The following is a 24,570-nucleotide window of genomic DNA, read 5'->3' on the forward strand; positions in this document are numbered from 1 at the left end:
CCAATGCAGGGCGGTTTTCGAATTCATCTGATTGCCGATAATTCATGCAAGGTAAGTTTACCGGATGAAATCAATACTGAATTAAGACTGGAAAACGTTTCAGCATTTGCAGTTTTATCGGTCGTTCTCCGCATGTCACCTAGGCAGCGGGACGCGAAAAAACCTTCACGACACATGCGAAGGTGTAAAACCGTGAAATGCGGTTCATATCCTGGAACCAGCGGAGCCAACGCGGCTTCATCTTGTATGCCCCAATCGCTTCCCAGTTGGCGCAAGGTTGCAGTGGCTATCCCCGCTAAAGACGAGGAGACGCACCTGCCGCAATGCCTTGCGGCCCTGGACCAAGCAGCGCAGAGGTACGCGGGGAATGTCATCTTGCACGTCCTTGCCAACAACTGCTCGGATAGGACGAACGCAGTACTTCGTCACACCAAGCTCTCTCACGCCGAACTGCGCTGGAGCGAGGTTTCGCTGCTGGAGCATACCCGACATGCGGGATGGGCCCGGCGACTGGCGCTAGACGAAGCGGCAGCGCTGTTGGCCGACCCTAAAGACGTGCTGGAGTCGACCGACGCAGACAGCACAGTTGCTCGAGACTGGATCACACGTACCCTTGCCCATATCGACAGCGGCGTCCAAGCAGTGGCGGGCCGCGCCTTTACGCGCCCATCGGAGCGACGACAGCTTGGCACCGCGGCCCTGCAGCGGCTTAATCTGCTGCAACGCTACCAGATTGCGTTGGACTGGCTGCGGGCGGATGAGCTGGCCGATCGGGACGATCCTTGGCCTCGGCATTTTTATGAAGGCGGCGCAAGCATCGCGCTAACGCTCGAAACCTACCGGCGCATCGGCGGCGCACCTACGCCCCCGGTGGCGGAAGATCGGGCTCTCTTCAATGCCGTCCGCGAGGCAGGCGGGCGCGTGCGTCACCCGATCGATGTGCAGGTTTTCACTTCCAGCCGGACCCATGGGCGCGCGCGAGGCGGCATGGCCGATGCGGTCGCGCAGTGGATCACCCAACCGGAAAGCGATCCGCTGCACGAGACATATGGCATGCCGGTAGCGCTGTTCCCGGCGAACGCGCGCGCACATGACCGCCTGAACTTTCTGACGCTCCCCGCCGAATTGGCGCGCGTGCAGGCGATGATCCGCGCCCGCCGATCAGGAACGAGGCCACAGGTCGAGCCTATAGCTGTCGCATCGATCCTCGACCTGCACGGCAACGTGATCTGCCAGGAGCCGGCGTAATTCGCTAACGGCCTCGTCGCCCGATTTTGGATAATCGGTCTGACCGGTCCAGTGCACGAGCAACAGATAACCTTCTGAGCAGACCGAAGATTTCAGGTACCGCGCGAGGCGGGCCAGATCGGCATCATCCCAATAGTAGACTACTTCGGAAAGTAGAACGAGATCGAAAGGGCCCGCAGGCGCATCGACCGGCATAATGCGCTGCTCGAACGTCACGCCGCGAAGGCCCGCGCATCTCTGCCGGGCCTTCGCCAGAGCCGTAGGGGATACGTCGACGGCCTGCAGGCGTTTGCAGCGCGGCGCCAGCAGCTGCGTGAAGACCCCGTTGGCGCAGCCCACTTCGAGGGCTGCGGCAAATCGCTCGCAGGGCAGCACCTGCAACGTATGAGAATACTTCGCCTGCTCGTACGGGCTGCTTTCGAAATTCCAGGGATCGGGGTTATCCCGAAACAGGCCCTCAAACCAGGACGGCTCGACAGAATGCTCACGCCGCACGGCGGTTTTCCATCAATAGGCCGTGGGTAAGATCGACGAGGCGGCGCATGGGGCGTGACAGCACGAACCGCTCGCTGGCACCGGCAATCCTGCCGCCGAGTTGACTGCGATGGCGCTCCAGCGCCCGGCGCTGCATTCCGCGATGCTGCCACACCGGAACAGCGGTGACGCGCATCCGGCCGAGCCGTCTATCCGGATCGGGCAGCGTCCAACCCCATACGAGATAGTATTTCGGCACGATCCGCAAACGCCGAGCGACCTCGCAAATGAGGCGGGCCGCCGCCGCATGATCGCAGTGCGGCTCTTGCGCCCAGGTGGTCAGCACTTGGCGGATACCTTCGGCGCGGCATAACGCGACCAGCCGTCTCGCCGCCGCTTCAAACTGCGGCGTTTCCTTGGCAGGGGGAAATCCGTCGCGCCACCCCAGGGACATCGCCCGCCCCGGTGTTCCCAGCGTGCGCATTGCCGCGCTCGCCTCGCGCGCACGCAGCGCGGCAATGCGTTTCGCGGTCCACCCGGGTGCGGCTACATGGCTGCCGGCTCCGTCGGTGAGGAACACAGTCCTAACCTTGCAGCCGGATGCCGCCAGCGCGGCAATCAGCCCACCTGCACCCAGCGTCTCATCGTCGGGATGGGGGGCCAGGACGAGCCATCCGCCGCGGTGTGCGGCCTCTTTCGGCGTGATCCGGCGCGCGCGCAGAAAGAGGCGTGCCCAGCTTCGCCTCCCAGGCATCACCACCAAGGATCGTCTCCCCAGCAGTCGCCTTCCAGCCAAGCCGCGACAGCTCGGTCGCGCGCTTGGTCGGGAACGGGTTGGCGAAGGTAAAGGCCAAGATCCCTTGTGATCCTGTCGACGCGGCTGCCTGCGAAGAACGCCGCCGTGCCGATCGACCGCGAAGCACCTTCCATCACACCAAGCGCCGCGTCCTCGACGATCCCCCGCGTCATAAGCACGAGGGGAACCGCTTCGGGCTCTCCCGCCTCCGCGACTCGCGCCGCGCGCGAGACCCATAATGCTGCCGACCGGGTGGAGACCACGCAGTTGCCGAAGCGTGCCCGCTGGACCGGGTCGTTGCCTTTGCCGGAAACTTTGAGATGTTCGCGCCAATGGCGCAGCAAAGCCTCCACAGCGCCCAACTGGACAGTCGCAAATCGCCAGGCTCCAGCCGAGAAGCGTGGCTCTCGTTCGTAATCGCCCTTCTCCCCTATCAGGGCGTCGGCATCAATTTCCATCCTGTCGAAATCGAACAGACCGCTTTGGGAACCCCGCATGCCACGCACGCACCACCCGCGATTGTCGGCCCGGTCGACATGGCCTGCGACATCAACCAGAACCAATCGCCTGCGTCCATCCGGTGTTCGAGCGGTGATGAGAGCCCGATCGACATGTCCGGCGCCCGAGGCAAATCTTTTCGCTCCCGTCAGGCACCACCTCCGGCCGCGCGTTTCCAGCCGTGTGCCGTCGGCATAATCGGTATTCCAGACTGCGAACAGGGCGCCTTGCGCGAGATCGGCGATGAGTGAAGCTTTCTGGGAATGCGATCCGTAGGCGTGGATCAGTTGAACCGCGTTGACGTGCCCTTCGTACAATCGGCCGAGGCTAAGGTCGGCACCGCCGATGAGACGCAGCGCATTGAACAGGTCAACGACCCGGGCCTCGCCCTGCAAAGCCACGAAAGCCGAGAGATACCCTGCTTCCCCGAGCAATTTTATCCGCCAGGCCGGAAATTCCTCTTCATCGTTGCACCGATCCCATTCCCGGACGAGCTTGCGCAGCTTTGCCAATCCCGGACGGCATGAGAAAAGTGGTGCATCCAGCACAAGCCTGTCTCCCGATGAAGTCCAGATCGCGGTAAATGCAACGAGCGCCTGCCCGATCCGGTTCGCCGCGCGAAATCCATGCCCTGCAAAATGCAGCCCGCGGCTAAAAGTTTCTCTCCAGCGGATCTTCTGGGCGCAGTTCCCGCGCAGAGCGCTGGCCAGGCAATTGGCCTCACACCCTTCCTTTGGCTCCGATCTTTGTCGAGGGGGCCGCCGATGGGTGAGGTCGCCTTATCGTGCCATCTCCTCCCTTCGTGCGCCGCACATCGGGCGTCGGTGCGGCAGATCCGAACGGGTTCTCGGCAAACTCGCATTGGCGAGCCGCCGGCTTGTCGCGGATCGGCGGATAAGCGGGTGCCGGAATATGACGAGGGGCCGAGGGGGCGGTGGTGCGGGGGGCGGTCATAACACATGCCTCAATGAGATGGGTAACGCAGACAAAACGAGGTCAGGATACTCGCTGTTCCCGACAGGCCACCCTGAGGTCACGCCCGGGAGATCCGGGTAGCGTCCCTGTATTCGATAATCACCAGTTAACGCTCCATCGGGGTAAGCTTCGGCCGATCAAGTTTGAGGCCAGCGCCCATCGGTGCGGTGGCAAACACCAATTCGGAGAACCGCTCGGTCAGCATCGACTGGCCGAGCAGGGAGAGACGCAGCCGGAAATGCGGCGTTTGGACGATGGTCGCCCTAAATCCCATGCAGACGATCGGCAGCGACAGCTTCGTGAGGGCTGAAGCCACGTCGCACTAGCGCTGAGAGTTTCCCTCGCTGGCCAAGACAAGGATATAAGGCTCAAGGCACGTGCAAAGCGCAAACTTCCGCAATCGCACGACTGTCCGGTGTCATCGTTCAGGCCAGGCTTGGGGCGGACACGGCTCGCAGGATCCCGCGCGAGCGATCTCAGTTGAGCGGATGTCCAGAGCGCCTAGCCAGCGGCATACCTGTGTAACGTCGCGCTCGTCCCGGTTGTCGTCAACCAACTCGATCAATGCCCCTTCAAACGCTGCGTTTTCAGTGGGAAGACCATTGCCCTGACCGTTTTGACATATGCGTCGCCGCGGTATTCTCCTGCGCTGTTGCGATATCCGGCCGCTCGGCGAATATATCAGTCCGCTCGATCCTGTATTCCTGAACGAGATGCTCGGCAGTCCATTCAACTTCTCGACCGCCGGGAAAACTGCTTGTTGGTGGTTGCCCGGTTTGCCTCCAAGGGTGCCTCTCAGCAGCGCGGAGAGGATCACAAGGTTTCAGAGCCGTTGCCTGGGCCTTCCAAATCCGCCGTGGAGGCGCTTGTCTGTCGCTCCAGTTCCGAATTGAGTTCGGCACCAAGCACCAACACGTAGGATGAAAGATAGAGCCAGGTGAGCAGCACAATCACCGCTGCAAGAGAGCCGTAGGTTGCGCCATAATTCGCAAAGTTGGCGACATAAACGCCGAAGCCAGCTGTCATCGCCAACCAGAGGAATCCTGCTCCCACAGAGCCCGGCGTCAGCCACGACCATCGAGCCTTATGCTGCGATGGCGCGAAACGGTAGAGGGTGGCGGCGCCGCCCGCTCCTGCCAGAACCAGGACGACGTAGGACACGACCTTGCCAGCGATCAGGGCCGGCCATGGGAGCCATGGCAGCAGATCCTCCAGATGGCCCAGGCTTGCAATAGCGATCACGGCGAGAATACCAAGCGCAACCGCCCCTACAGTAATGGCGAAAGCGAGCAGATTTACCCAAATGAAGCTGCGCCGCTCTTCTATCTCATACGCAATATTGAGTGGGATGATTATACTGAGAGCACCGTTGCGCGCGCCGAAGAGAGCAAGAGCAAGAGCAAACGCAAGTCCCAGCCCCTTCTTCTCGCTCGATGTGCGCTCGATATCGAGCAGTTGGTCACCGATCACACCGGCGGCATCCCTGGGCAAGAAGCCGCTCATACTCGTGACGTGACGTATTATATCCTGGGGGTCGGCGATCAGCCCGTAGGAGAGAACCGCCGCGCCAAGCAAAGGGACCAGCGCGAGAAACCCATAAAAGGCAACTCCGGCAGCGACGAGGCTCACATTGTCCTTGCTCGTCTCCTTCCACGTTCTGATGAAAACCGCTTTCCAGTCGGACCACGACAGGCGCCACGGCGAAGTTACGTGCGATCGTATTTCTCGCGCGATCATCGGATGCCTACCGCGATGCGCATAGAAGGGGAACGTGCCAAGTTCAGCGGTTGTCTCCTGCTGCTGCCGGCGGTGATCCGGCTCCTGATGGCGGTAACGCCGCCTCCCGCTGCGGCGTTCCGACCCTCGTGCCGGCTCGGCGGCATTATCCGCGAGTATCGCACCAGCCCTTGGCTATACCGAGGCTGCGAACGGCGAGCCGTCCGGGGTTTCCTGCGGCAGATTTCAAAAGCGCGAACCCTGGTAGGCGCAGCGTGCGGTCAGGCCTCCTCTGTTCAGCCAATTTGGGGAAACTTGAACTGAGACCGCGCGTTTCCGACATACAGACAGCTGGCGAGAGGTCGGCATCCTACAAGGAGACGATACGGTGGAAAGGTACGTTCAGCGGCGGCCGCCGTCCATGACCCATGAGATGAAGGACCACCTTGGAGAAGTGGAGGCTGATCAACGTGCGCCATTGCTCGCGCGTCAGGCTGGGGCCGTCCGAGGGAAGCGGGAGGACCACTTTCCGCTCAGAGGGATAAGGGACGCTCTGCAGGCGTCCGGGGCGTTCCAAAGATCCGTATTGGGTTACCTCGATCACCGAACCTGGGTCCGGCGCGTCCGCGCAGATGGCCAACACCTTATCGATCTGCTGACCGAACTCGGGTTCAAACCGACGCAGGGCGAATCCCCTTGCAAAAATCGTGAGATCTGACGCGCCGACGCCCGAGCTCCCCAAAAACGCGGAGGCCAGCGAAAATCGACGCCAATGCCGACAGCTGGCGGGCGCCGATCATCCTTCTCGCCGGTCCTGGTCGAGCGAAGGCGCCGCCTGCACCTCCACGGCTGTTTCGCCCATCATTGCGCTTCATGATGCCAACCGCCATTCCAGCCTTCTGCCGTGGCTGCCTCGACTATTGCGAACCGCACTCGCGACTGCCCGGATAAACGAACACCAGGCTTTCGTTTTACCGGCTGGGCCTGTAATCTGCGAAAACCGCAATCGTCGGGCAATCCACACACGCGCCGTTAAGGGATCGCGCTCCTCATTCTCCATCCGGCGTCGAGCGCGCGTCAATGAATTCTACAGGCTGAAAGCAAGCTGGCCCGAGCCGCCGACCGGCGCGGTTCGGTTTCAAGGACGATGCGTGTTTCAGGCTGGATGTGCCCGAGGGCGGCACAATGGCGGCGGAGCGGGTTTCATGCCCATGGGAAATCGGGAACGAGGCGCCCCGCTCGCGATTTACGAAACAGGAACCAACAAGGAGGACCCCATGACAGAATCCTTTACCGACGCCATTGCCCTCTTGAAAGCAGACCATCGCAAGGTTGAGAACCTGTTTGAGAAATTCGAGGCGGCCAGCTCTTCTTCCCAAAAGCAAAAATTGGCGAAGGAGATCTGTCTCGAATTGAAAATCCACACGATGATTGAGGAAGAGATCTTTTATCCCGCCTATCGAGGCAAGATCGAGGACGATACTCTTGATGAGGCCTACGTCGAGCACGACGGTGCAAAGGTTCTGATCAACGACATCGAGGCGGCTTCGCCGCAGGACGATTTCTTCGACGCTAAGATCAAAGTCCTCTCGGAAGAAATCAAGCATCACGTGCATGAAGAGGAAATGCCTTCCGAAGGCATGTTCGCGCAGTGCCGCAAGGCCGATGTCGATCTTGTGGAACTGCGCGATCGGATGCTCGCCCGAAAGAGTGAGCTTCTTTCGCAGGCGAAGGCATCCGGTCTGCCCCCCGCCCAGCCAAGAACGATCAATCTGATTCCCGCCTGAGGAGATGATCATGACCCAGTCGAGCGAAGAAACTGATACCGGGCGCGGTCCGCTAGGGGATGCGAGGCCCGACGCGTTCGACGCGCACCACCAGCGCGAGGGCCCGCAAAAGCCCGAAGCTCTGGAGGATCGTCCGGGCGTCGGCAAGGTGAGGCCTGAGGATTATCCGGAAGATCAGCGGGCCAAGACGCCCGGCTGACCGCGCGCTGCGGAGCGGCTGCGCACGCGGGCGCGGCGCTCCTCAGCGATCCTGGTCGGCGGTTTCATGAGGATGAATGCAGATACGGGAAGTCATCATGCCTCTCACACCCACCCCCCGAACGCCGGAGCATGATCAGGATGGTTGGCACCGGGCAGCGTTGCTGATCCTCGACACGATCAACTGCTTCGACTTCGAGGGCGGCGAGCAGCTCGAAGCCCGCGCAATCGGGGCGGCCCAGGCCATCGTGCGGCTTCGCGACGAAATGAGAGCCCGCGACTGGCCGATCGTTTATGTCAACGACAACTTTGGCCATTGGCATTCCGACAGTTCTGCGCTCGTCGCTGCCGCTGTCCGAGGTGGCTCGCGATTGGCCCGAATACTGCAACCGTCGGCAACCGACTATTTCATCATCAAGCCTCAATTTTCTGGCTTTTATGCCACGAACCTCCCCGTTCTGCTTCCCAAGCTTGGGGTCCGCCGGTTGATCCTCACCGGGGTAGCGACCGACATTTGCGTCCTGTTCACCGCTGCCGATGCGCATATGCGCGATTATCAACTGTGGGTACCGTGTGATGCCGTCGCGGCCGAAAGCGATGAACGCTCCAACTGGGCGCTGAACATCATGGCCAAGGCGATGGGCGCGAACATCGATTCCACGACCGAACTTTCGCTCGATTGTTGGCGAGAACGATCCGAGGCCCACTGCGGCTCGTGACGCGCAGGCAGAATGGCTCGATTTTCCTTGCAGGGGATAGATCCTCCCAGACTTGGCTTCTCGGATATCGGGTGCCAGCGGATTTTCGGATGAGAGCGTTGATACCTGGGGGTCCGCACGGACGGACTACTTGCACCAAGCGCGGCACATCAGGATTGAGTTCCCCCTCGCCGGGGCAAGCATGCGACTGGTATGTTGCTTTACCTGAAAGGCGGCAATCGGCAGACTGCAAGCCTTAATCGGATAGCTAATCACTGCACCTTTCCGGCGAACTCCAACTGCCGGCGATCGCTCGATCCGGAGTCTGAGTTTCGAAACGCTTCGAAAGCAACTCGCCGGCGGTCATAGTCCTCAGGAGAAACTGCCTTCATCGATCGGCCTAGGTGGTTGGCGATGCTTCTTCCCGGGTGACAACGGCGGTGCGAGCATCCCCGTTTGCCGCATGAATCGATAACTGGTCTGCTCGAACCCGCAGGCTCGCAGGAATCCGTGGGCATTGCGGATCTCGATATCGCTCAGGACCTCGATGGAGTTGCAGTCCCGCTCAGTCAGCGCCCTCGCAGCTTCATCGAGCGCCGTCCACCGATCCCGCGGCGCCGGTTCCCCTCGTCGACAAGAAGCAGCGATATTCGGCCAATGGTCCCACGTTGCAAGGTTGGAACGAGGCTCCAGGCAACGCATCCGACGATCTCGCCACGTTGCGCGATCCGCAGGTCCCCTACTCCGCCAAGGAAGGTGCTGACTGCCCCCGCCTTGTCGGAAATCTCAAGGCGGGAGCGCGTTAGCAGGTCGGCTATCCCGCCGGCATCGGATGGTTTTGAAGCGCGAATGATCAGAGGTTCTTCCGTCTTGCCGGTGACCGCTCCTTTGCGAGCGACTTCCAACACCCTTTGGCGCTTGGCTTTCGTACGATTGCCCTTCGCTGTCCGTGCTTGTGCAAGCCGCGCGGAAGATTCCGGCTCATTTTCCTTTCCGATTGCTTGAGGAGAATTGGAAAGTTTCGGGTCAGGTGCAACGCCACTGCGCTTACCTACGCGCGCCGTCCGTGCCGGAACCACTTCAGGCGAGTGCGACGATCCGGGAACACCTGTTGCCCGATCTGACGTGCTTGCCGCAGAGCGTTGCCAAGTGCTTGCGGTGCCAGCGCGCAGATAAGCCTCGATATCCTGACCGCTCGCCTCGAGCCCTTCGGCTCCGAACCCGAAGAGCTTCTTGCCCTGGCTGTCGGTAAGACCGAATTTGCCCAAATCTGCGGTCCCAGCCTTTCGGCGTCGTGACTTGATCAACCTGAAGCCGCGATTGAGGGCCATCTCCCGCAATTCGTCGTCCGATAATTGCCCGGTCATCCGAAAAAGCCAATCTTCCCGTCGACGTCTTGCACCTAGGTCCGGAACGCTTGGGGCGCAAAAGCGCTTCATCCTTCATGCGCACCCACCATTTTCGCCAATCATCGACGATCGAGCGGATTGCCTATGACGAGGAGCGCCGTGAACTCTGGATTACGTTCCATGAGGCCGGTCGCTACGTCTATACGGAAGTCCCGCCCGAGGCGTTCGAGGCATTCTCCCGGGCACAGTCCGCCGGAAAATTCTTCAATGCTTCTATCAAGGATCGTTATGGCTTCCAAAGAGATCCCGGGCGCCGCCGTTTCGGTCCGGTAGAATGAGATGTCAACGTTCTGCAAAGACGCGATAGACCGCCATCAGATGCCTGGATGCAGCGGCTCGTGCTCGCGGCGACTTTACAGTCTCTTCGTTGGTCTCGTGCAGCATCGTCAGCATACCCAGCAACTCTTCGCGCGACGTTCCCCGTTCGCGCATTTCCATCCCGATCATCGTCACGAGATTGCTCCACAACGTGATGATGCCCTCGGCAAAAGCGTCCGCGTCGTCGTCACCTTTCAAGAGGCCGTCACTCTTCCCAGATGCTTCCCGGCTCATGCGCGCTTTCGGGCTGTTGCCTTCGCCCCCGACTTCGCAGGCGCCTTCTTTGCCGATGGCGACTTGGTTTCGGATCCACCTGCCGATTTTCCGGCGGACTTGGTACGCGGGGACGTCTTTCCAGCCGATGCGCTCGCTTTGGCGGCGCCGCCGCCTGTTCCCAACGACTTCTTCAGGGCTGCCATCAGGTCGACGACATTGCTGCCGCGCGAGTCCGCCTCTCCTTCGGCCTCGATGTTGAGCGTCTTGCCCTTTTTCTTGCGCTCTATGAGGTCCTTGAGCGCATCGACGTAGCGGTCATGGAACTCGGAGGCGTCGAACCTACCGGTTTTCTTGTCGATCAGCGTGGTCGCAAGGTCGAGCAGTTCCTCGTCGGGGTCTTCGTCGCCGATGTCGCGAAAATAGCTGGCTGCCTTGTTCACCTCGTCGGCATAGCGCAATGTCTCCATCACCATGCCCCGGCCGCAGGCCTTGATGCTCACGACATACTCGCGGCCGCGCATTGCGAGTTGCCCAAGTCCGATCTTTTGCGTGCGACGCAACGCTTCTCGCAGGACGATGAATGCTTCCTCGGCAAGATCGTCGGCGGGAACCACGTAGTAGGGCTTTTCGAAATAGATCATATCGATGTCCTGGACATCGACGAACTGCGTGAGTTCGAGCGTCTTCTTGCTCTCGAGCTTGACCCCTTCGATCTCGTCCTCGTCGAGCAGGACATATTCGTCCTTCGCATACTCGAAGCCCTTGACAATGTCATCGACATTGACGGGACCGATCCCTGGAACGACCTTTTCGTACTTTATCCTCTTCCCGGACGGTTCGTGGATCTGATTGAAGGCGATCGTCGCGCCGCTCTTCGTCGCCGAATAGATTTCGACCGGAATGGACACGAGGGCGAGACGAATCTGGCCTCTCCAATAGGGTCGCGCAGCCATGGGCATCTCCTCAGGTCATGTCGATAATTCGCGCGCAGCCGCCGCGTTCCCCGGCCCCGCAAAATCTCGGCAGGCTGCGCACCGAGGTTCTGTTCAAATCTGTGCAACCAGGGCCTGCGATTCCGGAGCCGGCCGGCAGGTCTGGTCCCAAGGCTCGATTTGCGTGGTAACGCGGTAGGCCATCGGATGCTTTCCAACTCGGCTACGCTTTTCGCCCAGAGATGTCCGGCCGGGCAGGCGGGAAGACAGAGTCTGCATCGCCGCGCTTCGAAAGCGCGGCGTTCAAATCCTCGTTTGATCCGGGTACCGGTAGCGCAGGAGCGCAGATCGACCAGCACAGTCCTGCCCCATGCCCAAACGATCATGGTGAGCCAGTAACCGCGCCCGGATCAAAGCGGATAGGAGTGCCTGCTCGAAGCGCTCGGGTGAAGACCCACCGTGCTCAACCGAAGGCGCCTCACCGACATGAATCTACAAGGAATGGGCGGGCCCTGTCCCGCTTGCCAGGTCTTATGATCTCAAGTCGATGGGAACGAGCGGCTCAACCCGAAGATTGCCGGGCAGGTCAGGTTGCTCTGCGGCGCGCACCATACTTGGACCTTGCCCATGCTCCTGAATTTCACCGCAGTTGGCTGTCTTTGCTGCCCCGGCGATTAATCGTCGAAAAGACAGGGCGTTTTTCGCGGCCGGACTGGCAGGTCACGCAAGTACGCACGCCGGGCAATGCCCGGCGCCGACCTTCGGGAATGGGCTCGCTGCAAATCTCGCACTCAGCGAGCCCCTCACCGTGCGGCATCGAGGCGCGCGCCGCTGCTACCGCGTCCTTGAGACTGTCCTCGATCTGATCCTGTACGGCGCCATCCGGTGCCCAGCCATTTGCCATTTCCGTTCTCCTCGATCCAGAAAGTGGTAATGCAACGGAGCCATTTCATTGCCGACATGTTTTGTCCCACGGCTATGCGCGTTCGTTTTCTCATCGTCGTAGCATCGCCGGTCAGCAACTTTTCCGGCGGCACGCGCAATGGGAGCCGGGGACACTCCTCGCGCGTGCACGCGAATTCCGGTCATCCCGCAACAAGGCTGCTATCGAGAAATTCCATCAGAAGCGCAGCCACGGCAGAGGGGTTTTCCCGCTGCGGGAAGTGTCCCACTCCAGGCAGCCCCACCATCTCGAACGGACCGTCGAACTTCTCGGGTATCTTTTCGAAGCTCTCCCGAGTAGTGACGCCGTCTGCATCGCCTTTGATGGACAGCGTTGGAAGACTCAGGGTCTTCGTCGCCTTGATGGCATCCTCGAGCCATACGCTTCGGGGGTCAGGAGCCGCATTGTCCCAGCGCGCCCGATAGCTGTGCAGTGTGATCTCGACCCAATCGGGGTTGTCGAACGATTTCGCAACTCGCCTGAACGTCGCTTCCTCGAACCATCCGTCGGGCGCCCAGTTGATCCAATGGATATGGGCGAAGCCATGTGGATCTGCGCGAACCGCCTCGGCGCCCCGTTCCGTTGCCATGAACCAGTGGTACCAATAACGCTGCGCCTGCTCGAAGGGGGGCGTCGGCATTCCGCCAAGGCGCGGCGGCGTTGCCAGCATCGCCATGCGCTCCAGGCGGTCCGGCCAGCCGACAGCGAGTGCCTCGGCTATGTTCGATCCCCAATCGTGCCCGGCGACAGCGAACCTGGCGATCCCCAATCCATCAAGCAGCGCGATGACGTCCATCGCCAGAATTGCCGAATTGCCGGTGCGCGGCGCTTGAGAATTGCGAAATCTCGACGATCCAAATCCCCGCAGGGTCGGAACGATCAGCCGCCGCCCCGTCCCTGCAAGCGCATCGATCACCTCTTCCCAGGTCGAGGCGTCGTCGGGCCAGCCATGCAGGAGGACCGCGACCTCCCCGCCGGCCGGGTTGATGTCTTCGTACTGGATCGAAATATCCTCGATATCGAATGCCGCCATTCCCGGAAAATCCCTTCAAGATCGCGAGCGCAAGCGATGTCGCAACAATCCCACGCCAAGGCCGAAGATACCCGCGACCAAAGCCCGCCGGAGGTGGGGGCGGAGCGCGAGAAACGTGTAGGGATCAAACCGCATACCCGCCTCGTCCGGCGACCGGGCCTGGCTGATCTTTCCCGGCCTCCAGAAGCCCGCATCCCTTTTTCGCGCCAGCTTGGTCGAATGGAGTTTGGGCACAACCATCGGCGCCAGTTTCTCAAACGTCGCGGGAAAGTGCGAAGCGAAGTGCCTGCAGCCGCCCGACGCCGCCGACCGTTATTTCCCGACGCACGTGCTCGGCGCAATGCAGCACGGGGTCTGCCACCAACTGCGGATCGTAGGCCGGCGGCGGCACGAGCGGCTCTCCTTCAAGCCTGCTCATCGCATGCACGCCGATCGGGGTAGCCATGCCGGCCGGTTTGATGAGCATCACCGCAATCGGCACCCGTTCCGCCATCAACTCGATGCGCAGCGACTGGACGTAGGCCTTCACGGCGTGCTTGGAGGCCGTGTATGCTCCCAGGATCGGCGAAGGCATGTCGGACGCGATGGAAGCGATTGTGATGAGGGCGCCCCCATGCTTGCGCATCCGCGAGGCCGCCGCGCTGCATCCATGCACAACCCCGAAGTAATTGGTAGAAAACAGCCGCACATGTTCATCGTCGGGCGTATCGAGAAGCGTGGCATAAATCGCCACACCGGCATCGTTGACCCAAGTATCGATCCTGCCGTAAACTTCCATAGCCTTGTCGGCCGCGGCCTCGACGGCTGCGGCGTCGCCCACATCGGCCACGGCAAATTCAGCTATGCCACCCTTCTCGCGAATTCGATGCGTGATGCCCTCCAGACCTTCCTGATCGCGAGCGATCAAAAGTACTTTTGCCCCCGCGCGCGCGGCGGCTTCCGCCACTAGGAGACCGATCCCCGAGCTAGCTCCCGTGACGACCATTACCTGCTCGGCGAGAGGCTTGAGTTTCGGTTTCAAGCGGGCAGGTCCGTCGTGGCCGGCTCGTGGATCGGGCAACCGTTGAGACGGCTGCGCAGGTCGACCGATGCGGCGTAAGCGACTTTTCTCGCCCGCATGACAGCCCCCAGCGGGCGATGTTCCTCGATCCCGTGCCAAGGATTGAAAGACATCTCTTCGTCGAGCATGCGCGCGCGCCGCAGGGTCCAGCTCGGTTGCGAGGGTACGCGTAATACGGCAACAGGCGGATAGGGGTTCTCTTCCTCCGGCCACTGGGCTGAGGCATCCTCGATCGGGTCCGTGGCGAGATCTCGGCAAAGCTGCACCCGCAGTTCCCACTCGCCGCCGGCGGCCGCCAGCGTTTGCGCAATTTCCTCCCTCAGGGCATCGGGACGGCCGGCAATGTCAACATCCTTGCCTTCGAGAGCCTTGAACGTGGCCGAACGGGGAACGAGGCTCAGTTTGGCTATATAGGCGCCGTAGCGGACCGGTGCCTGACTGAAGAAGCTCTCTCCGAGTGGATGGGTGTTGGGATGGCCGCCCAGTTGCTCCAGGGTTTGGCTTTCACCCCCCATCGCATTCACACCTTTTTCGACAGTTCGGAACACCGCCGAGACCGCCTTTTTGAGACCTTCGACCTTATCGGTCGTCGCTGCCAGAAGCTTGAGGTTGGCGAGAAACTTTCTGGGATCGGACGAGGGAAATGCTTTGCCACTTGCCAGCAGGAAATCCTGCGTGGAAGCACCTTCGCTTCCGGCAAGCCGGTCCCCTTCGACGCCGATCAGCTTGATGCCAATCCCGCGCAGCAGCGAAATCGAATCCGGCAGTATGTCGCCCGCGCCAGCCGATATGCGGATGAGCACCGGGTAAGTCCGCGGCGAACCAAACACACCCTGGGCCAGTTCGGCTGGCAGTCCGTCGATTACATCCAGTTCGCACTGCAGAAGTGCATGGTTTTTGGCATGCACGCCGCGGAGCGCCAGCCCACTGTCGGCATAGGTGGTCTCGATGATCTTGCGAAACGTCTCGGCCAGTTCCTGCTGCACGGCCTGCTCGCCGGGCTCGATGGTTTCGACCTCGGGAGAATAAGGAACGGGAGCGCCTGTCATGGATAGCCTTTCGTATTGCACGGCATGGCGTCATCCCGGGTAGTTTTCCGCCTTCAGCAAGGCGGCGAGATGAGCGGCGTTCGAAGCGAGCATCCTCGCTGTCTTCGCGACCATCTCCGGTGTCTCGTCGAGGTCCTTGAAATCGGTCGAGCCCATGGCCTCTCCGACCCAGTAGCAGACGCCGATTGCCGGGATCGTCCAACCCACATCATTGAGGGCCTGGAATATTTGGGCCGAGGCGCCGTGGGCGCCGTCCTCGTTGCCCACGATAACTGCGACGGCGATCTTGCCGTAGCTCGGCATCCGCCCGTTTTCGTCGGTTTCTGACAGGAAGGCGTCCATGCGCTCCATTACGCGCTTGGCGATGCTACCTGCCTGCCCCATCCAGATCGGCGTCCCAAGGAGCAGGATATCTGCCGCGAGGATTTTCTCGCGGACGTGAGGCCAATCGTCGCCATCGCCTTCGTCTGAAGTAACGCCCGGTTTGATGTTGAGCGATGCGATGCGGATCGTCTGCTCAACCTGCGCGCCCTTGTCCTCGAAAGCCGATTTGACGACCGCGATCATCGCATCGGTCGAACTCTCCCCGCTTGCCTTGAGCGTGCAATTGATCGGCTGAACCACCACGCTCATTGCGATGCCCCCGAACCGGGTTCGGCCATCTTGCGGTGCTGCTCGGCCATCATGGATTGCGGCACTACGCCTGCCGCGGCGACCTGCAGCTTGTTGGCCCAGCCCGAAACGATGTGGCCTTTCCCAGCCATCAAAGCTTCCCAGCCATCCTTGGCGACCTTGGCCGGATCTGCCTTTCCGTCGTCCTGGCCGACGCTGGTATCGCCGAGCCCCGCACGCTTGAAGAACTCCGTTTCGGTAACGCCCGGCATCAGCGTCGTCAGCGTCACGCCGTCGCTGTCCTTGATCTCGTTGCGCACCGCCTCGGTGAAATTGTCCACGAAGGCCTTGGTGCCGTTGTAGACCGCATTGAAGGAACCCGGTATGAAACCGGCGATCGATCCCGTAACCAGAATCTTGCCGCTGTTTCGTGCAAGCATTGGCTTGAGCGCTTGCTGGATGAGATAGATCGTGCCGGTAATGTTGGTATCTATGACGCTGCGCCAAGCCTCCAGATTCTGGTCGACGAACGCATGGCCTAGCCCGTGGCCTGCATTGGCGCAGACGACGTCGATTTGGCGTCCGATCGCCCGCGCCAGGAGTTCGTCGACGCCGTCCAGGGTCGAAAGGTCTACCTCGACCGTTTCAATCGCAACGCCCATACCTTCAAGTTCCCGCTCCGCCTGCGTGAAGGGTGTATCGGCACCCAACAGAAGGTCATAGCCATCCTTGGCGGCGAGCTTGGCGAGTTCCAATCCGATGCCACTCGAGGCGCCGGTAACGATTGCAAATTTGCCTGCCATGTAAAGCTCCTATGCTGATGCTGCACCAGAGTGTGCGGGCTGCAGGCCGGGCTTGAGCACGACCTTGGTCACCTCATTCTGCTTGTCGTGAAACATCTTGTAGCCATTCGGTGCCTGCTCGAGCGGCAGGGTGTGGCTGATCAGGAAAGTCGTATCGATCTTGCCTTCCAGGATCGCAGTCAGCAGCCCGGGCATGTAATGCTGGACGTGCGTCTGCCCGGTTTTGAGGGTCAGCCCCTTCTCCATGAAGGCGCCGAGCGGAAACTTGTCGACGAAGCCGCCGTAGACCGCCGGCATCGACACTCGCCCGCCTTTGCGACAGGCAAGGATTGCCTGACGGATCGAATGGGTACGGTCGGTGCCCAGGAAGGTCGATGCCTTGATCTGGTCCAGGACGTTGTCGACAAAGAAGCCGTGCGCCTCAAGGCCGACCGCGTCAATCACGGCGTCCGGGCCGATCCCGCCGGTCATTTCCATCAAGGCTTCGTAGGTTTTCGTTTCCTCGAAGTTGATAGTCTCCGCTCCAAACCTCCTGGCAAGTTCGAGACGATGGGGGAAATGGTCGATGGCGATAACGCGCTCCGCGCCCATCAGGAAGGCCGACTGGACAGAGAACAGGCCGACCGGACCGCAGCCCCAGACGGCAACCGTGTCGCCAGGCTCGATCTGCGCATTCTCCGCGGCCATCCATCCGGTGGGCAGGATATCGGAAAGAAACAGAACTTTCTCGTCCGGGACGCCGTCGGGGATGACGATCGGCCCGACATCCGAGAACGGGACGCGCACATATTCGGCCTGGCCGCCCGAATAACCGCCGGTCATGTGACTGTATCCAAACAGGCCGGACATCGGTTGGCCGTAGAGTTCTTGCGCAATGTCCTGATTATCCGCCGGATTGCCGTTGTCGCAGGCCGAGTACTGGTGCTTGCCGCAGTGGAAACAACTGCCACAGGCGATCGTAAAGGGGACCACGACGCGGTCGCCTTTGCGGAGCGTCGACCGAGGGCCGACTTCCACGACCTCGCCCATGAACTCGTGACCCAGAATGTCGCCAGCCTGCATCGTCGGAATGTAGCCATCGTACAGATGCAGATCCGAGCCGCAGATCGCGGTCGCAGTGATCTTGATGATCGCATCGCGCGGATTGAGGATTTCGGGATCGTCGACGGTTTCGACGCGGACATCATGCTTACCGTGCCAGGTGAGCGCGCGCATCAGGTGTTCTCCTCAGCAAGTTGCTTGCGCGTCCGCGCAGCCGTGGCGATCTCGCCTGTTTCCATGAGTTGTTTGAATCGCCTGAGATCGCGGCGAGCCTGAATTGCCGGCTCACGCTGGAATATCTTGGCGATGACCTTGCCCACCACTCCCGCAGGCGGATCGTAGAGAATAGTGGCCGTCACCTGGGTACCACGGCCGCCGGGCGCATCTTTGAATTCGATGCGGCCGGCGTTCGGAACATCGGCACCCTCGGCCGAACTCCAGGCGATCAGTTCTCCGTCACGGTCCTCGGTGACGATCGCATCCCACTCGACGGTCTTGCCGGCAGGCGCCCGCACCACCCAATGACTGTGGGTGTCGTCGATCACCTCTACCCGTTCGACATTGTCCATGAATGTCGACAGTTGTGCGAAATCCCTCCAATAAGCGTATAGCTCACGTCGGTCGCGACTGATGGTCACAGTGCGTCCAACCAGTTGACTCCCCTGGGCCTCGGCGATTGTGTGTGCGACCTCACCGGCGGCATTGGATGACTTGGAAGTAGCCAAGGGTGCGTCATCGCGCGCAGCACGTCCATGCGTGTCGGTCACAGCGGTTCTCCTGATAATGAACCACTGTAACCTTATCTGTCGGATCGCGTTCCCACTGTAACTGCGATAACGAGAGTCTTTGCGACGAGTTGCGTTCCCTCACGATGGATGGAGGATTCAGCAACAGGTGGCCACAGAAAACTATAAATCCAGTAATAATTATTATCTTATGTTACAATGTTTTCGCTTGCGGACTTTATAATGTATGTCATCGGCACCCCCGCGCCATGCAATGAGTCCGATCCATCTATAGCAATCCGCGCACATAAGGGCATTTTCATGAAACCCTGAGCAGGATCGCGGCTTTCCTGTGCGTACGGGTGCGCATGTCAAAAAAGAATGGAAGCGGGAGCACAGTGTGAAATTCCTTGGACAAATGCAGCGCCTTGGCCCGGGCCTCGTAACCGGTGCCGCCGACGATGATCCCAGCGGCATCGCAACCTATTCCCAGACCGGCGCCCAATTTGGAACCGGCCTCATGTGGACGCTGGTCCTGTGCTATCCACTCATGGTGGCGGTTCAACTGGCGAGCGCAAGGGTTGGCCGTGTTACCGGCAAAGGTTTGGCTACAAGCATCAAGAAAATCATGCCACGCTGGCTGATAATTGCGCTTGTCGCGCTCCTGTTTGTCGCCAATACCATCAATGTCGGTGCTGATCTTGCAGCGATGGGTGAAGCAACAGCCTTAGTGGTTCCCTTTAGCAAGCATATCTACACGGCAGCCTTCGCGATTGTCTCGCTTCTGCTTCAGCTTCATGTTCCCTATCATCGCTATTCATCCTGGTTGAAATGGCTCACGCTCGTTCTTTTGACCTATGTTGCCTTGTTATTCATGGTGAAGATTGATTGGAGCGAGACTCTGTCCGGTCTTTTTATTCCAAGGATCGATGGAAGAGAGGGTATCACCACAGTGGTCGCAATATTTGGAACGACCATCAGCCCCTATCTTTTCTTCTGGCAGGCTGCCCAGGAAGTGGAGGAGCTCGACCAGAACGAGGAACGCGAACCCCTCACCCGGAACGGGGAACAGGCGCCCGATGCCTTCAATCGCATTCGCTGGGATACGTTTGCTGGCATGGCCGTGTCCAACATTGTTGCGCTTGCGATCATCCTTGGTACGGCCGCGACGCTCCATCACGCCGGCAAGACTGACATCCAGAGTGCGGCCGATGCGGCAAACGCGCTCAAGCCGGTTGCCGGCAACTTGGCTTTCCTCATCTTTTGTCTGGGCATTGTCGGAACCGGCCTGCTTGCCGTTCCGGTTCTTGCGGGATCGTCCGCGTATGCCGTCTGCGAAATCGGCGGATGGTCGGCGAGCTTGGAAGCGAAGCCGAAGCACGCCAAAGTCTTCTATCTCGTGATCGCTTTGGGTGTCGTGCTCAGCATTGCCATCGACTGGTCGCCGGTCAGTCCGATGAAAGCTCTCTTCTGGAGCGCTGTTTTGAACGGGATCGCCGCTGTTCCCGTGCTCGTGGGACTGATGATCGTCGTCGCCCGAAAGGAAATCATGCAGCAGTTCGTCGGCTCTCTCTCGCTGCGGGCGTTCGGATGGCTCGCCACCGTTGTCATGGCAGCGGCGGTTGCTGCAATGGCGGCAACATCGTTCTGAGTTTTCCGGTTAGGAGGCACGACATGGCCGAAGTCCTACGGGAGGTACTGCAATACTACGGCGCCGGGGCAGCCGTAGTGGCATCGATGATCGTATCGCTCAACGTCGGCTCGCAGTGGACCGGGCGGGCAATGTTGATCTACGTGTCGAGTTCGATCTGCCTGATAGCCTGGGGTTTCCTCAACCCAGACAGCGAAGGGATCGGCTGGCAAAACGTTATCCTGCTCGCGATCAATCTGGTCGGCGTATGGCGCTACGTACTGACGCCTCCCGCCGACCGGAAGCGGTCCGCGGTTCATGCTGCGAATAGTGATCGCCCTACATAAGACCGGTGCCTTTGGGATATTCGCGGGACAAATCTTCGCAGTCCCGACCGGGATATCGCCCCCCGCCTGATAGGTTGCGTTGCACGTTGCGCACCTTCTTTTGTGCGGTTTCTGAACGCCGCTACCAAGCAGATCGCCTGCCGGCCCCTCTCCCTCTTTCGCGTTTGACCGCGGGAAAACCCGACCGGGTACCGCGTCTTGGCGAACGCATCGTCGCCGAGGGCGTGGCTGTCCAGGCAGTGAGAGAGGCTGCTCGCATTACCGTTATCTTGCAGAGGGATCGATGCACCGCCTTCGGCCTGCGAGCGATTGCAAGGGTTTGGGCCAAGATGCGGTGTGCTCAAGATACATTATGGGCTGGTCGGGATGTCCGCTTCGCCATCTCCTCGACACTGCAACACCCCTCGATCAGCCCGGGCAGCAGGCGCCCCGAACAGGGCGCGCAACGCGGAAAAGCTCATCTGCGAATGAGCAGATGCACAATCCAGGTGACGCACGCTGGCCATGTCGACCAGCGCTGCATCCAGCATCACCTGCGCCCCCTCAGATGTGCTTCGACCGCCGAAGCGCTGTTCCTGACCGCCTTGACGGCATCGGCAAGGGCATCAGCGTCGACTCCGAATTTCTCGGTCCAGTAGGCAACCTCGTAATCCTCGCCAAGGGCAATCCGCGAGGCGTCCTGAGGTGCGCGAAGTCTCTTGTTATCCGACATCCTGCTCTCCTGAAAAGCGTTGGCGACTGCTCCGGCAACGTGCAGGTGCCGCCGAGGTTGCCACGCTTTGACCATTCGCAGCCGGACTCGTCCCCGCAAGCTGGAACGAGACGGCCGATTGCGAATTTCTCCCCATGATGGCGAAACGTGCGACAGCATCCACGGCAGCAGCAGCCGCCCCGTCCCGGCGCGGACGCGGCACCTCCATGCCTCCGCCATTCCAGGCTGTGCAACTCGCAAAACTGGTCGACGCCGTCCCACCGGGAAGCTCTTGGCTCCACGAAATGAAATACGATGGGTACCGCGTTCTTCTCGCGGTCGGCGGGGGGAAGGCGCGCGCTTATACGCGGTCCGGACTCGACTGGTCCGATCGGTTTGCCGCAGTCATTGAGGCGGCTAGGAACCTCAATGTCCGTTCGGCCTTAATCGACGGTGAAGCCGTGGTTCTCGATGCGGGCGGCAAATCAAGCTTTCAGGCTCTGCAGAATGCTCTCAAGTCAGCACCGGGCACGATCGACTATTTCGCATTTGACCTGCTGGAGCTGAACGGCGAGGACCTCACCCAGCTTGCGCTCACCGACCGCAAGGCAATGCTCGCCAAAATACTCCCCCAGGCCAGCGGGCGATTGCGCTATTCGGAACACATTGTTGGAGGCGGCGAGAAGCTGCTCAACCGCTTTTGCGAGGCGGGTCTCGAGGGCGTGATCTCTAAACGCGTTGATGGACGGTACGTCGGTTCGCGCAGCGGCGGTTGGTTGAAAACCAAATGCATAAGGCGGCAGGAGTTCGTGATCGTCGGCTGGACTCCTTCCGACAAGTCGCGGCTCCTCCGCGCGCTTGTCCTCGGCATCAACGAAGATGGCGCGCTTCGCTATGCCGGGAAAGTCGGCACCGGGTTCGGCGTCGACGAAATCCAGCGACTGATGGGGCTCATGCGAACGCTCGAGAGCAAGACGCCCACCGTCAAGGCGCCTCGCGCGGAAGTTCGAGAGGTTCATTGGCTCGAACCCCGGCTTGTTGCGGAAATAGCCTTCACCGAGATGACAAATGAGGGGACGCTTCGCCATCCTAGCTATCTTGGCCTTCGGGAAGACAAGAAAGCGGAAGCGGTTGTTCTCGAGGCGGAGGCACCCCTCGCCCTGGCGACGGCTTCGGCTACAGGCGTCGCCATCAGCAATCGTGACCGCGTGATTTACCCTGAAAACAACCGGACCAAGGGCGAGCTGGCCGATTACTACGCGGCGGTCGCGCCCATTATGTTGCCCTGGGTTGGCTCGCGGCCTGTGAGCCTCGTGCGTTGCCCGCAAGGTCGGGCAAAGAAGTGCTTTTTCCAGAAACATGACGCCGGCAGCTTCGGTGAAGCCGTGCGTCATGTCGGGATAACGGAAAAGGACGGACACGAGGAGCCTTACCTCTATATCGACACCCCCGAGGGCCTGCTGACCTGCGTGCAGATGGGCACGATCGAATTCCATGGCTGGGGTGCGAGGATCGAGGATGTCGAAAAGGCGGACCGGCTCGTCTTCGATCTCGATCCGGATGTGGGGCTAGATTTCGAGAACGTGCGCAGTGCTGCATTTCACTTCCGCGACATTTTGAAGTCGGTCGGGCTCGAAACTTTCCCGATGCTCACCGGCGGCAAGGGCGTTCACGTGATCGCCCCGCTCATCCCCCGCGCCGAATGGGACGAAGTGAAGGATTTCGCACATCGGCTGGCGCAGGCTGTCGCCCTCAGTGATCCTGCGAATTTCACAGCCGCGCTTCCCAAGGCTCAAAGAAAGGGACGGATCTTCGTCGATTATCTGCGCAATCAGCGCGGCGCAACCGCGGTTATGCCGTACTCCGCAAGGTCGCGGGAAAACGCGCCCGTAGCGGCACCGATCAGCTGGAAGGAAATGGAAACGATCGACAAGCCGTCGCACTTCACGATCAACGATGCCAAGCAGCTGCTAAGGCGAGCTTCCTCCAGGGCGCTCGCCGGATGGGGCCGCGCCGCCCAGGGACTTCCCGACCTGTGAGGATTGCCACCTACAACGTCAACGGCATAAATGGGCGACTGCCGGTGCTGCTGCGCTGGCTCTACGAGTACGAACCCGATATCGTATGCCTGCAGGAACTGAAGGCTCCACAGGAGAACTTCCCCGAAGCGGCCATCGCGGGGGCGGGTTACTGCTCGATCTGGCACGGCCAAAGCCGCTGGAACGGCGTCGCCATCCTCAGCAAAATTGGAGAAATCCACGAGACCCGGCGCGGCCTGCCCGGCGATCCGAATGACGAGCAGAGCCGATATATCGAAGCGGCGGTCAATGGCATTCTCGTGGGGGGACTTTACCTTCCGAACGGCAATCCTCGGCCCGGGCCGAAATTCGATTTCAAGCTCAGGTGGTTCGAGCGGCTCCATGGTCACTTGGCCGGCTTGGTATCGCTCGATGCGCCCGTGGTTATTGCAGGTGATTTCAACGTCATGCCGACGGATGCGGACGTCTATGCGCCCGAACGCTGGCGCGACGATGCATTGTTCGCCCCCGAGGTTCGCGCCGCTTATGGAGAGCTGCTGGCCCAAGGCTGGACCGATGCGCTCCGCCATTTTCATCCGCACGAGACCATCTACACTTTCTGGAAATACTGGCGCGGCGCCTTCGAGCGCGATGCCGGCCTCAGGATCGACCACATCCTCCTCAATGCGGCTGCGGCCCGCCGTCTGGTAAGTGCAGAAGTCGATCGCCCGGTGCGTGGTTGGGAAAAAACGAGCGATCATGCTCCCGTCGCGATTGAGCTCTGCGAAAGCGCATCCGAACCGAAGCCGCGCAGGAAGAAAGGCGGGCCATGATGCCCGAAGCACATCTCCTGGACCCAAACGACTGGATTCCCAACAACCAGCGGCTGCCCGTGCTGATCTACCGCGACGTCGAGGGCGGCGATTGCGAGACGGTCGCGAAAGCCTTTGAAAGGCGCTTTCGCGAGCATGGCTGGCCGCCCAGATGGCGCGATACGATCTTCGATTATCATCACTACCATTCGACGGCACATGAGGCCCTGGGCATCGCATCGGGAAGCGGAACATTGATGATCGGAGGTCCGGGAACACTTATGATTCATGTCGTAGGCGGAGACTGCCTGGTCCTTCCCGCCGGAACCGGACATTGCCTTATCTCGGCCAGCCGCGACTTCCTGGTGGTAGGTGCCTATCCTTGTGGCCAGGACTGGGATATCTGCAGGGAATCGCCGTCGAAGGCAGCGCTGGATCGGATCAGAACGATGCCGCCAGCGGATCGAAACCCTCTCGATGGGCAACCGTTCAAAGGCGGGTCTCGATGGAACGGCTGACCGGCGGACGGTTTGGGAACACG

Annotated in this window: 27 protein-coding genes; 10 read left to right on the forward strand and 17 right to left on the reverse strand. The window is 60.7% G+C overall.

Annotation, left to right across the window (positions count from 1 at the left end; all coding sequences use genetic code 11):
* Window positions 1–246: 246 nt before the first annotated feature.
* Window positions 247–1,248 carry a glycosyltransferase gene (locus tag WBP07_RS21085; protein ID WP_395396380.1) on the forward strand — a complete coding sequence of 334 codons (1,002 nt, stop codon included), beginning with the start codon at window positions 247–249 and terminating at the stop codon, window positions 1,246–1,248.
* On the opposite strand, the gene WBP07_RS21090 is transcribed toward WBP07_RS21085, so the two are convergent.
* The 5 genes from WBP07_RS21090 to WBP07_RS21110 all read right to left on the reverse strand — a co-directional run bounded on the left by WBP07_RS21090 (window position 1,162) and on the right by WBP07_RS21110 (window position 5,728).
* Window positions 1,162–1,743, reverse strand: a complete 582-nt coding sequence (locus tag WBP07_RS21090; RefSeq protein ID WP_395396381.1) for a class I SAM-dependent DNA methyltransferase — start codon at window positions 1,741–1,743, stop codon at window positions 1,162–1,164. The genes WBP07_RS21085 and WBP07_RS21090 overlap by 87 nt on opposite strands.
* On the reverse strand, window positions 1,733–2,476 hold the full coding sequence (locus WBP07_RS21095) for a PIG-L deacetylase family protein (protein ID WP_395396492.1): 744 nt from the start codon (window positions 2,474–2,476) through the stop codon (window positions 1,733–1,735). Before WBP07_RS21095 ends, WBP07_RS21090 begins: the two co-directional genes overlap by 11 nt.
* Complete coding sequence (locus tag WBP07_RS21100; RefSeq protein WP_395396382.1) at window positions 2,476–3,564, reverse strand: acyl-CoA dehydrogenase family protein; 1,089 nt, start codon at window positions 3,562–3,564, stop codon at window positions 2,476–2,478. Before WBP07_RS21100 ends, WBP07_RS21095 begins: the two co-directional genes overlap by 1 nt.
* A gap of 533 nt (window positions 3,565–4,097) precedes the next feature.
* The gene (locus WBP07_RS21105) at window positions 4,098–4,307 is read right to left on the reverse strand and encodes a hypothetical protein (RefSeq protein WP_395396383.1); all 210 of its coding nucleotides are present in this window, start codon (window positions 4,305–4,307) and stop codon (window positions 4,098–4,100) included.
* Window positions 4,308–4,804: 497 nt separating this feature from the next.
* Window positions 4,805–5,728, reverse strand: a complete 924-nt coding sequence (locus WBP07_RS21110; RefSeq protein ID WP_395396384.1) for a YihY/virulence factor BrkB family protein — start codon at window positions 5,726–5,728, stop codon at window positions 4,805–4,807.
* 1,256 nt (window positions 5,729–6,984) lie between these two features.
* On the opposite strand from WBP07_RS21110, the gene WBP07_RS21115 reads away from it, so the two are divergent.
* The 3 genes from WBP07_RS21115 to WBP07_RS21125 all read left to right on the forward strand — a co-directional run bounded on the left by WBP07_RS21115 (window position 6,985) and on the right by WBP07_RS21125 (window position 8,411).
* Window positions 6,985–7,494 (forward strand): hemerythrin domain-containing protein, encoded by a 510-nt coding sequence (locus tag WBP07_RS21115; protein ID WP_395396493.1) that lies wholly within the window; start codon window positions 6,985–6,987, stop codon window positions 7,492–7,494.
* Between the two features lie 10 nt (window positions 7,495–7,504).
* Window positions 7,505–7,693 (forward strand): hypothetical protein, encoded by a 189-nt coding sequence (locus WBP07_RS21120; protein WP_395396385.1) that lies wholly within the window; start codon window positions 7,505–7,507, stop codon window positions 7,691–7,693.
* Between the two features lie 97 nt (window positions 7,694–7,790).
* The gene (locus WBP07_RS21125) at window positions 7,791–8,411 is read left to right on the forward strand and encodes a cysteine hydrolase family protein (protein ID WP_395396386.1); all 621 of its coding nucleotides are present in this window, start codon (window positions 7,791–7,793) and stop codon (window positions 8,409–8,411) included.
* Window positions 8,412–8,959: 548 nt separating this feature from the next.
* Here the strand turns inward: WBP07_RS21125 and WBP07_RS21130 are convergent.
* Entirely contained in the window at window positions 8,960–9,757 is a 798-nt protein-coding gene (locus WBP07_RS21130) for a hypothetical protein (RefSeq protein WP_395396387.1), read from the reverse strand.
* A gap of 77 nt (window positions 9,758–9,834) precedes the next feature.
* On the opposite strand from WBP07_RS21130, the gene WBP07_RS21135 reads away from it, so the two are divergent.
* On the forward strand, window positions 9,835–10,077 hold the full coding sequence (locus tag WBP07_RS21135; RefSeq protein WP_395396388.1) for a KTSC domain-containing protein: 243 nt from the start codon (window positions 9,835–9,837) through the stop codon (window positions 10,075–10,077).
* Window positions 10,078–10,081: 4 nt separating this feature from the next.
* Here WBP07_RS21135 and WBP07_RS21140 read toward each other — a convergent pair whose 3' ends face one another.
* From WBP07_RS21140 to WBP07_RS21185, 10 genes are all read right to left on the reverse strand, one after another.
* Window positions 10,082–10,351, reverse strand: a complete 270-nt coding sequence (locus WBP07_RS21140; RefSeq protein WP_395396390.1) for a hypothetical protein — start codon at window positions 10,349–10,351, stop codon at window positions 10,082–10,084.
* Window positions 10,348–11,286, reverse strand: a complete 939-nt coding sequence (locus WBP07_RS21145) for a Ku protein (RefSeq protein WP_395396391.1) — start codon at window positions 11,284–11,286, stop codon at window positions 10,348–10,350. Before WBP07_RS21145 ends, WBP07_RS21140 begins: the two co-directional genes overlap by 4 nt.
* A gap of 619 nt (window positions 11,287–11,905) precedes the next feature.
* Window positions 11,906–12,169 (reverse strand): DksA/TraR family C4-type zinc finger protein, encoded by a 264-nt coding sequence (locus tag WBP07_RS21150; RefSeq protein WP_395396392.1) that lies wholly within the window; start codon window positions 12,167–12,169, stop codon window positions 11,906–11,908.
* Between the two features lie 181 nt (window positions 12,170–12,350).
* Complete coding sequence (locus WBP07_RS21155) at window positions 12,351–13,241, reverse strand: alpha/beta fold hydrolase (RefSeq protein WP_395396393.1); 891 nt, start codon at window positions 13,239–13,241, stop codon at window positions 12,351–12,353.
* Between the two features lie 253 nt (window positions 13,242–13,494).
* Window positions 13,495–14,262 (reverse strand): SDR family oxidoreductase, encoded by a 768-nt coding sequence (locus WBP07_RS21160; RefSeq protein ID WP_395396394.1) that lies wholly within the window; start codon window positions 14,260–14,262, stop codon window positions 13,495–13,497.
* On the reverse strand, window positions 14,259–15,350 hold the full coding sequence (locus WBP07_RS21165; protein WP_395396395.1) for a catalase family protein: 1,092 nt from the start codon (window positions 15,348–15,350) through the stop codon (window positions 14,259–14,261). Before WBP07_RS21165 ends, WBP07_RS21160 begins: the two co-directional genes overlap by 4 nt.
* A 30-nt stretch (window positions 15,351–15,380) precedes the next feature.
* The gene (locus WBP07_RS21170; protein ID WP_395396396.1) at window positions 15,381–15,983 is read right to left on the reverse strand and encodes a flavodoxin family protein; all 603 of its coding nucleotides are present in this window, start codon (window positions 15,981–15,983) and stop codon (window positions 15,381–15,383) included.
* The gene (locus WBP07_RS21175) at window positions 15,980–16,765 is read right to left on the reverse strand and encodes an SDR family NAD(P)-dependent oxidoreductase (protein ID WP_395396397.1); all 786 of its coding nucleotides are present in this window, start codon (window positions 16,763–16,765) and stop codon (window positions 15,980–15,982) included. Before WBP07_RS21175 ends, WBP07_RS21170 begins: the two co-directional genes overlap by 4 nt.
* 9 nt (window positions 16,766–16,774) lie before the next feature.
* On the reverse strand, window positions 16,775–17,980 hold the full coding sequence (locus WBP07_RS21180) for a zinc-dependent alcohol dehydrogenase (RefSeq protein ID WP_395396398.1): 1,206 nt from the start codon (window positions 17,978–17,980) through the stop codon (window positions 16,775–16,777).
* Window positions 17,980–18,573, reverse strand: coding sequence for an SRPBCC family protein (locus tag WBP07_RS21185; RefSeq protein WP_395396399.1), 594 nt, complete (start codon window positions 18,571–18,573; stop codon window positions 17,980–17,982). Before WBP07_RS21185 ends, WBP07_RS21180 begins: the two co-directional genes overlap by 1 nt.
* A gap of 376 nt (window positions 18,574–18,949) precedes the next feature.
* On the opposite strand from WBP07_RS21185, the gene WBP07_RS21190 reads away from it, so the two are divergent.
* Entirely contained in the window at window positions 18,950–20,182 is a 1,233-nt protein-coding gene (locus WBP07_RS21190) for an Nramp family divalent metal transporter (protein ID WP_395396400.1), read from the forward strand.
* A gap of 23 nt (window positions 20,183–20,205) precedes the next feature.
* Entirely contained in the window at window positions 20,206–20,508 is a 303-nt protein-coding gene (locus WBP07_RS21195) for a hypothetical protein (protein WP_395396401.1), read from the forward strand.
* A 529-nt stretch (window positions 20,509–21,037) separates the two neighbouring features.
* On the opposite strand, the gene WBP07_RS21200 is transcribed toward WBP07_RS21195, so the two are convergent.
* Window positions 21,038–21,220 carry a DUF3606 domain-containing protein gene (locus WBP07_RS21200; protein ID WP_395396402.1) on the reverse strand — a complete coding sequence of 61 codons (183 nt, stop codon included), beginning with the start codon at window positions 21,218–21,220 and terminating at the stop codon, window positions 21,038–21,040.
* A gap of 134 nt (window positions 21,221–21,354) precedes the next feature.
* On the opposite strand from WBP07_RS21200, the gene ligD reads away from it, so the two are divergent.
* From ligD to WBP07_RS21215, 3 genes are read left to right on the forward strand one after another with little or no spacing between them, the layout of a single operon-like run.
* Window positions 21,355–23,238, forward strand: a complete 1,884-nt coding sequence (gene ligD, locus WBP07_RS21205) for a DNA ligase D (RefSeq protein WP_395396403.1) — start codon at window positions 21,355–21,357, stop codon at window positions 23,236–23,238.
* Entirely contained in the window at window positions 23,235–24,050 is an 816-nt protein-coding gene (xth, locus tag WBP07_RS21210) for an exodeoxyribonuclease III (RefSeq protein WP_395396404.1), read from the forward strand. The genes ligD and xth overlap by 4 nt, the downstream gene beginning before the upstream one ends.
* Window positions 24,047–24,547 (forward strand): cupin, encoded by a 501-nt coding sequence (locus tag WBP07_RS21215; protein WP_395396405.1) that lies wholly within the window; start codon window positions 24,047–24,049, stop codon window positions 24,545–24,547. The genes xth and WBP07_RS21215 overlap by 4 nt, the downstream gene beginning before the upstream one ends.
* Window positions 24,548–24,570 lie beyond the last annotated feature (23 nt).

This window comes from Novosphingobium oxfordense (genome assembly GCF_044029435.1).
Lineage (GTDB): Bacteria > Pseudomonadota > Alphaproteobacteria > Sphingomonadales > Sphingomonadaceae > Novosphingobium.

Coding starts and splice junctions, on each gene's coding strand:
- WBP07_RS21125 (WP_395396386.1), top strand. CDS start 7,791: ATGCCTCTCACACCCACCCCCCGAACGCCGGAGCATGATCAGGATGGT.
- WBP07_RS21155 (WP_395396393.1), bottom strand. CDS start 13,241: ATGGCGGCATTCGATATCGAGGATATTTCGATCCAGTACGAAGACATC.
- WBP07_RS21165 (WP_395396395.1), bottom strand. CDS start 15,350: ATGACAGGCGCTCCCGTTCCTTATTCTCCCGAGGTCGAAACCATCGAG.
- WBP07_RS21140 (WP_395396390.1), bottom strand. CDS start 10,351: ATGAGCCGGGAAGCATCTGGGAAGAGTGACGGCCTCTTGAAAGGTGAC.
- WBP07_RS21200 (WP_395396402.1), bottom strand. CDS start 21,220: ATGTCGGATAACAAGAGACTTCGCGCACCTCAGGACGCCTCGCGGATT.
- WBP07_RS21145 (WP_395396391.1), bottom strand. CDS start 11,286: ATGGCTGCGCGACCCTATTGGAGAGGCCAGATTCGTCTCGCCCTCGTG.
- WBP07_RS21120 (WP_395396385.1), top strand. CDS start 7,505: ATGACCCAGTCGAGCGAAGAAACTGATACCGGGCGCGGTCCGCTAGGG.
- WBP07_RS21115 (WP_395396493.1), top strand. CDS start 6,985: ATGACAGAATCCTTTACCGACGCCATTGCCCTCTTGAAAGCAGACCAT.
- WBP07_RS21095 (WP_395396492.1), bottom strand. CDS start 2,476: ATGCCTGGGAGGCGAAGCTGGGCACGCCTCTTTCTGCGCGCGCGCCGG.
- WBP07_RS21175 (WP_395396397.1), bottom strand. CDS start 16,765: ATGGCAGGCAAATTTGCAATCGTTACCGGCGCCTCGAGTGGCATCGGA.
- ligD (WP_395396403.1), top strand. CDS start 21,355: ATGATGGCGAAACGTGCGACAGCATCCACGGCAGCAGCAGCCGCCCCG.
- WBP07_RS21135 (WP_395396388.1), top strand. CDS start 9,835: ATGCGCACCCACCATTTTCGCCAATCATCGACGATCGAGCGGATTGCC.
- WBP07_RS21150 (WP_395396392.1), bottom strand. CDS start 12,169: ATGGCAAATGGCTGGGCACCGGATGGCGCCGTACAGGATCAGATCGAG.
- WBP07_RS21170 (WP_395396396.1), bottom strand. CDS start 15,983: ATGAGCGTGGTGGTTCAGCCGATCAATTGCACGCTCAAGGCAAGCGGG.
- WBP07_RS21085 (WP_395396380.1), top strand. CDS start 247: ATGCCCCAATCGCTTCCCAGTTGGCGCAAGGTTGCAGTGGCTATCCCC.
- WBP07_RS21110 (WP_395396384.1), bottom strand. CDS start 5,728: ATGATCGCGCGAGAAATACGATCGCACGTAACTTCGCCGTGGCGCCTG.
- WBP07_RS21180 (WP_395396398.1), bottom strand. CDS start 17,980: ATGCGCGCGCTCACCTGGCACGGTAAGCATGATGTCCGCGTCGAAACC.
- WBP07_RS21190 (WP_395396400.1), top strand. CDS start 18,950: ATGCAGCGCCTTGGCCCGGGCCTCGTAACCGGTGCCGCCGACGATGAT.
- WBP07_RS21195 (WP_395396401.1), top strand. CDS start 20,206: ATGGCCGAAGTCCTACGGGAGGTACTGCAATACTACGGCGCCGGGGCA.
- WBP07_RS21215 (WP_395396405.1), top strand. CDS start 24,047: ATGATGCCCGAAGCACATCTCCTGGACCCAAACGACTGGATTCCCAAC.
- WBP07_RS21130 (WP_395396387.1), bottom strand. CDS start 9,757: ATGACCGGGCAATTATCGGACGACGAATTGCGGGAGATGGCCCTCAAT.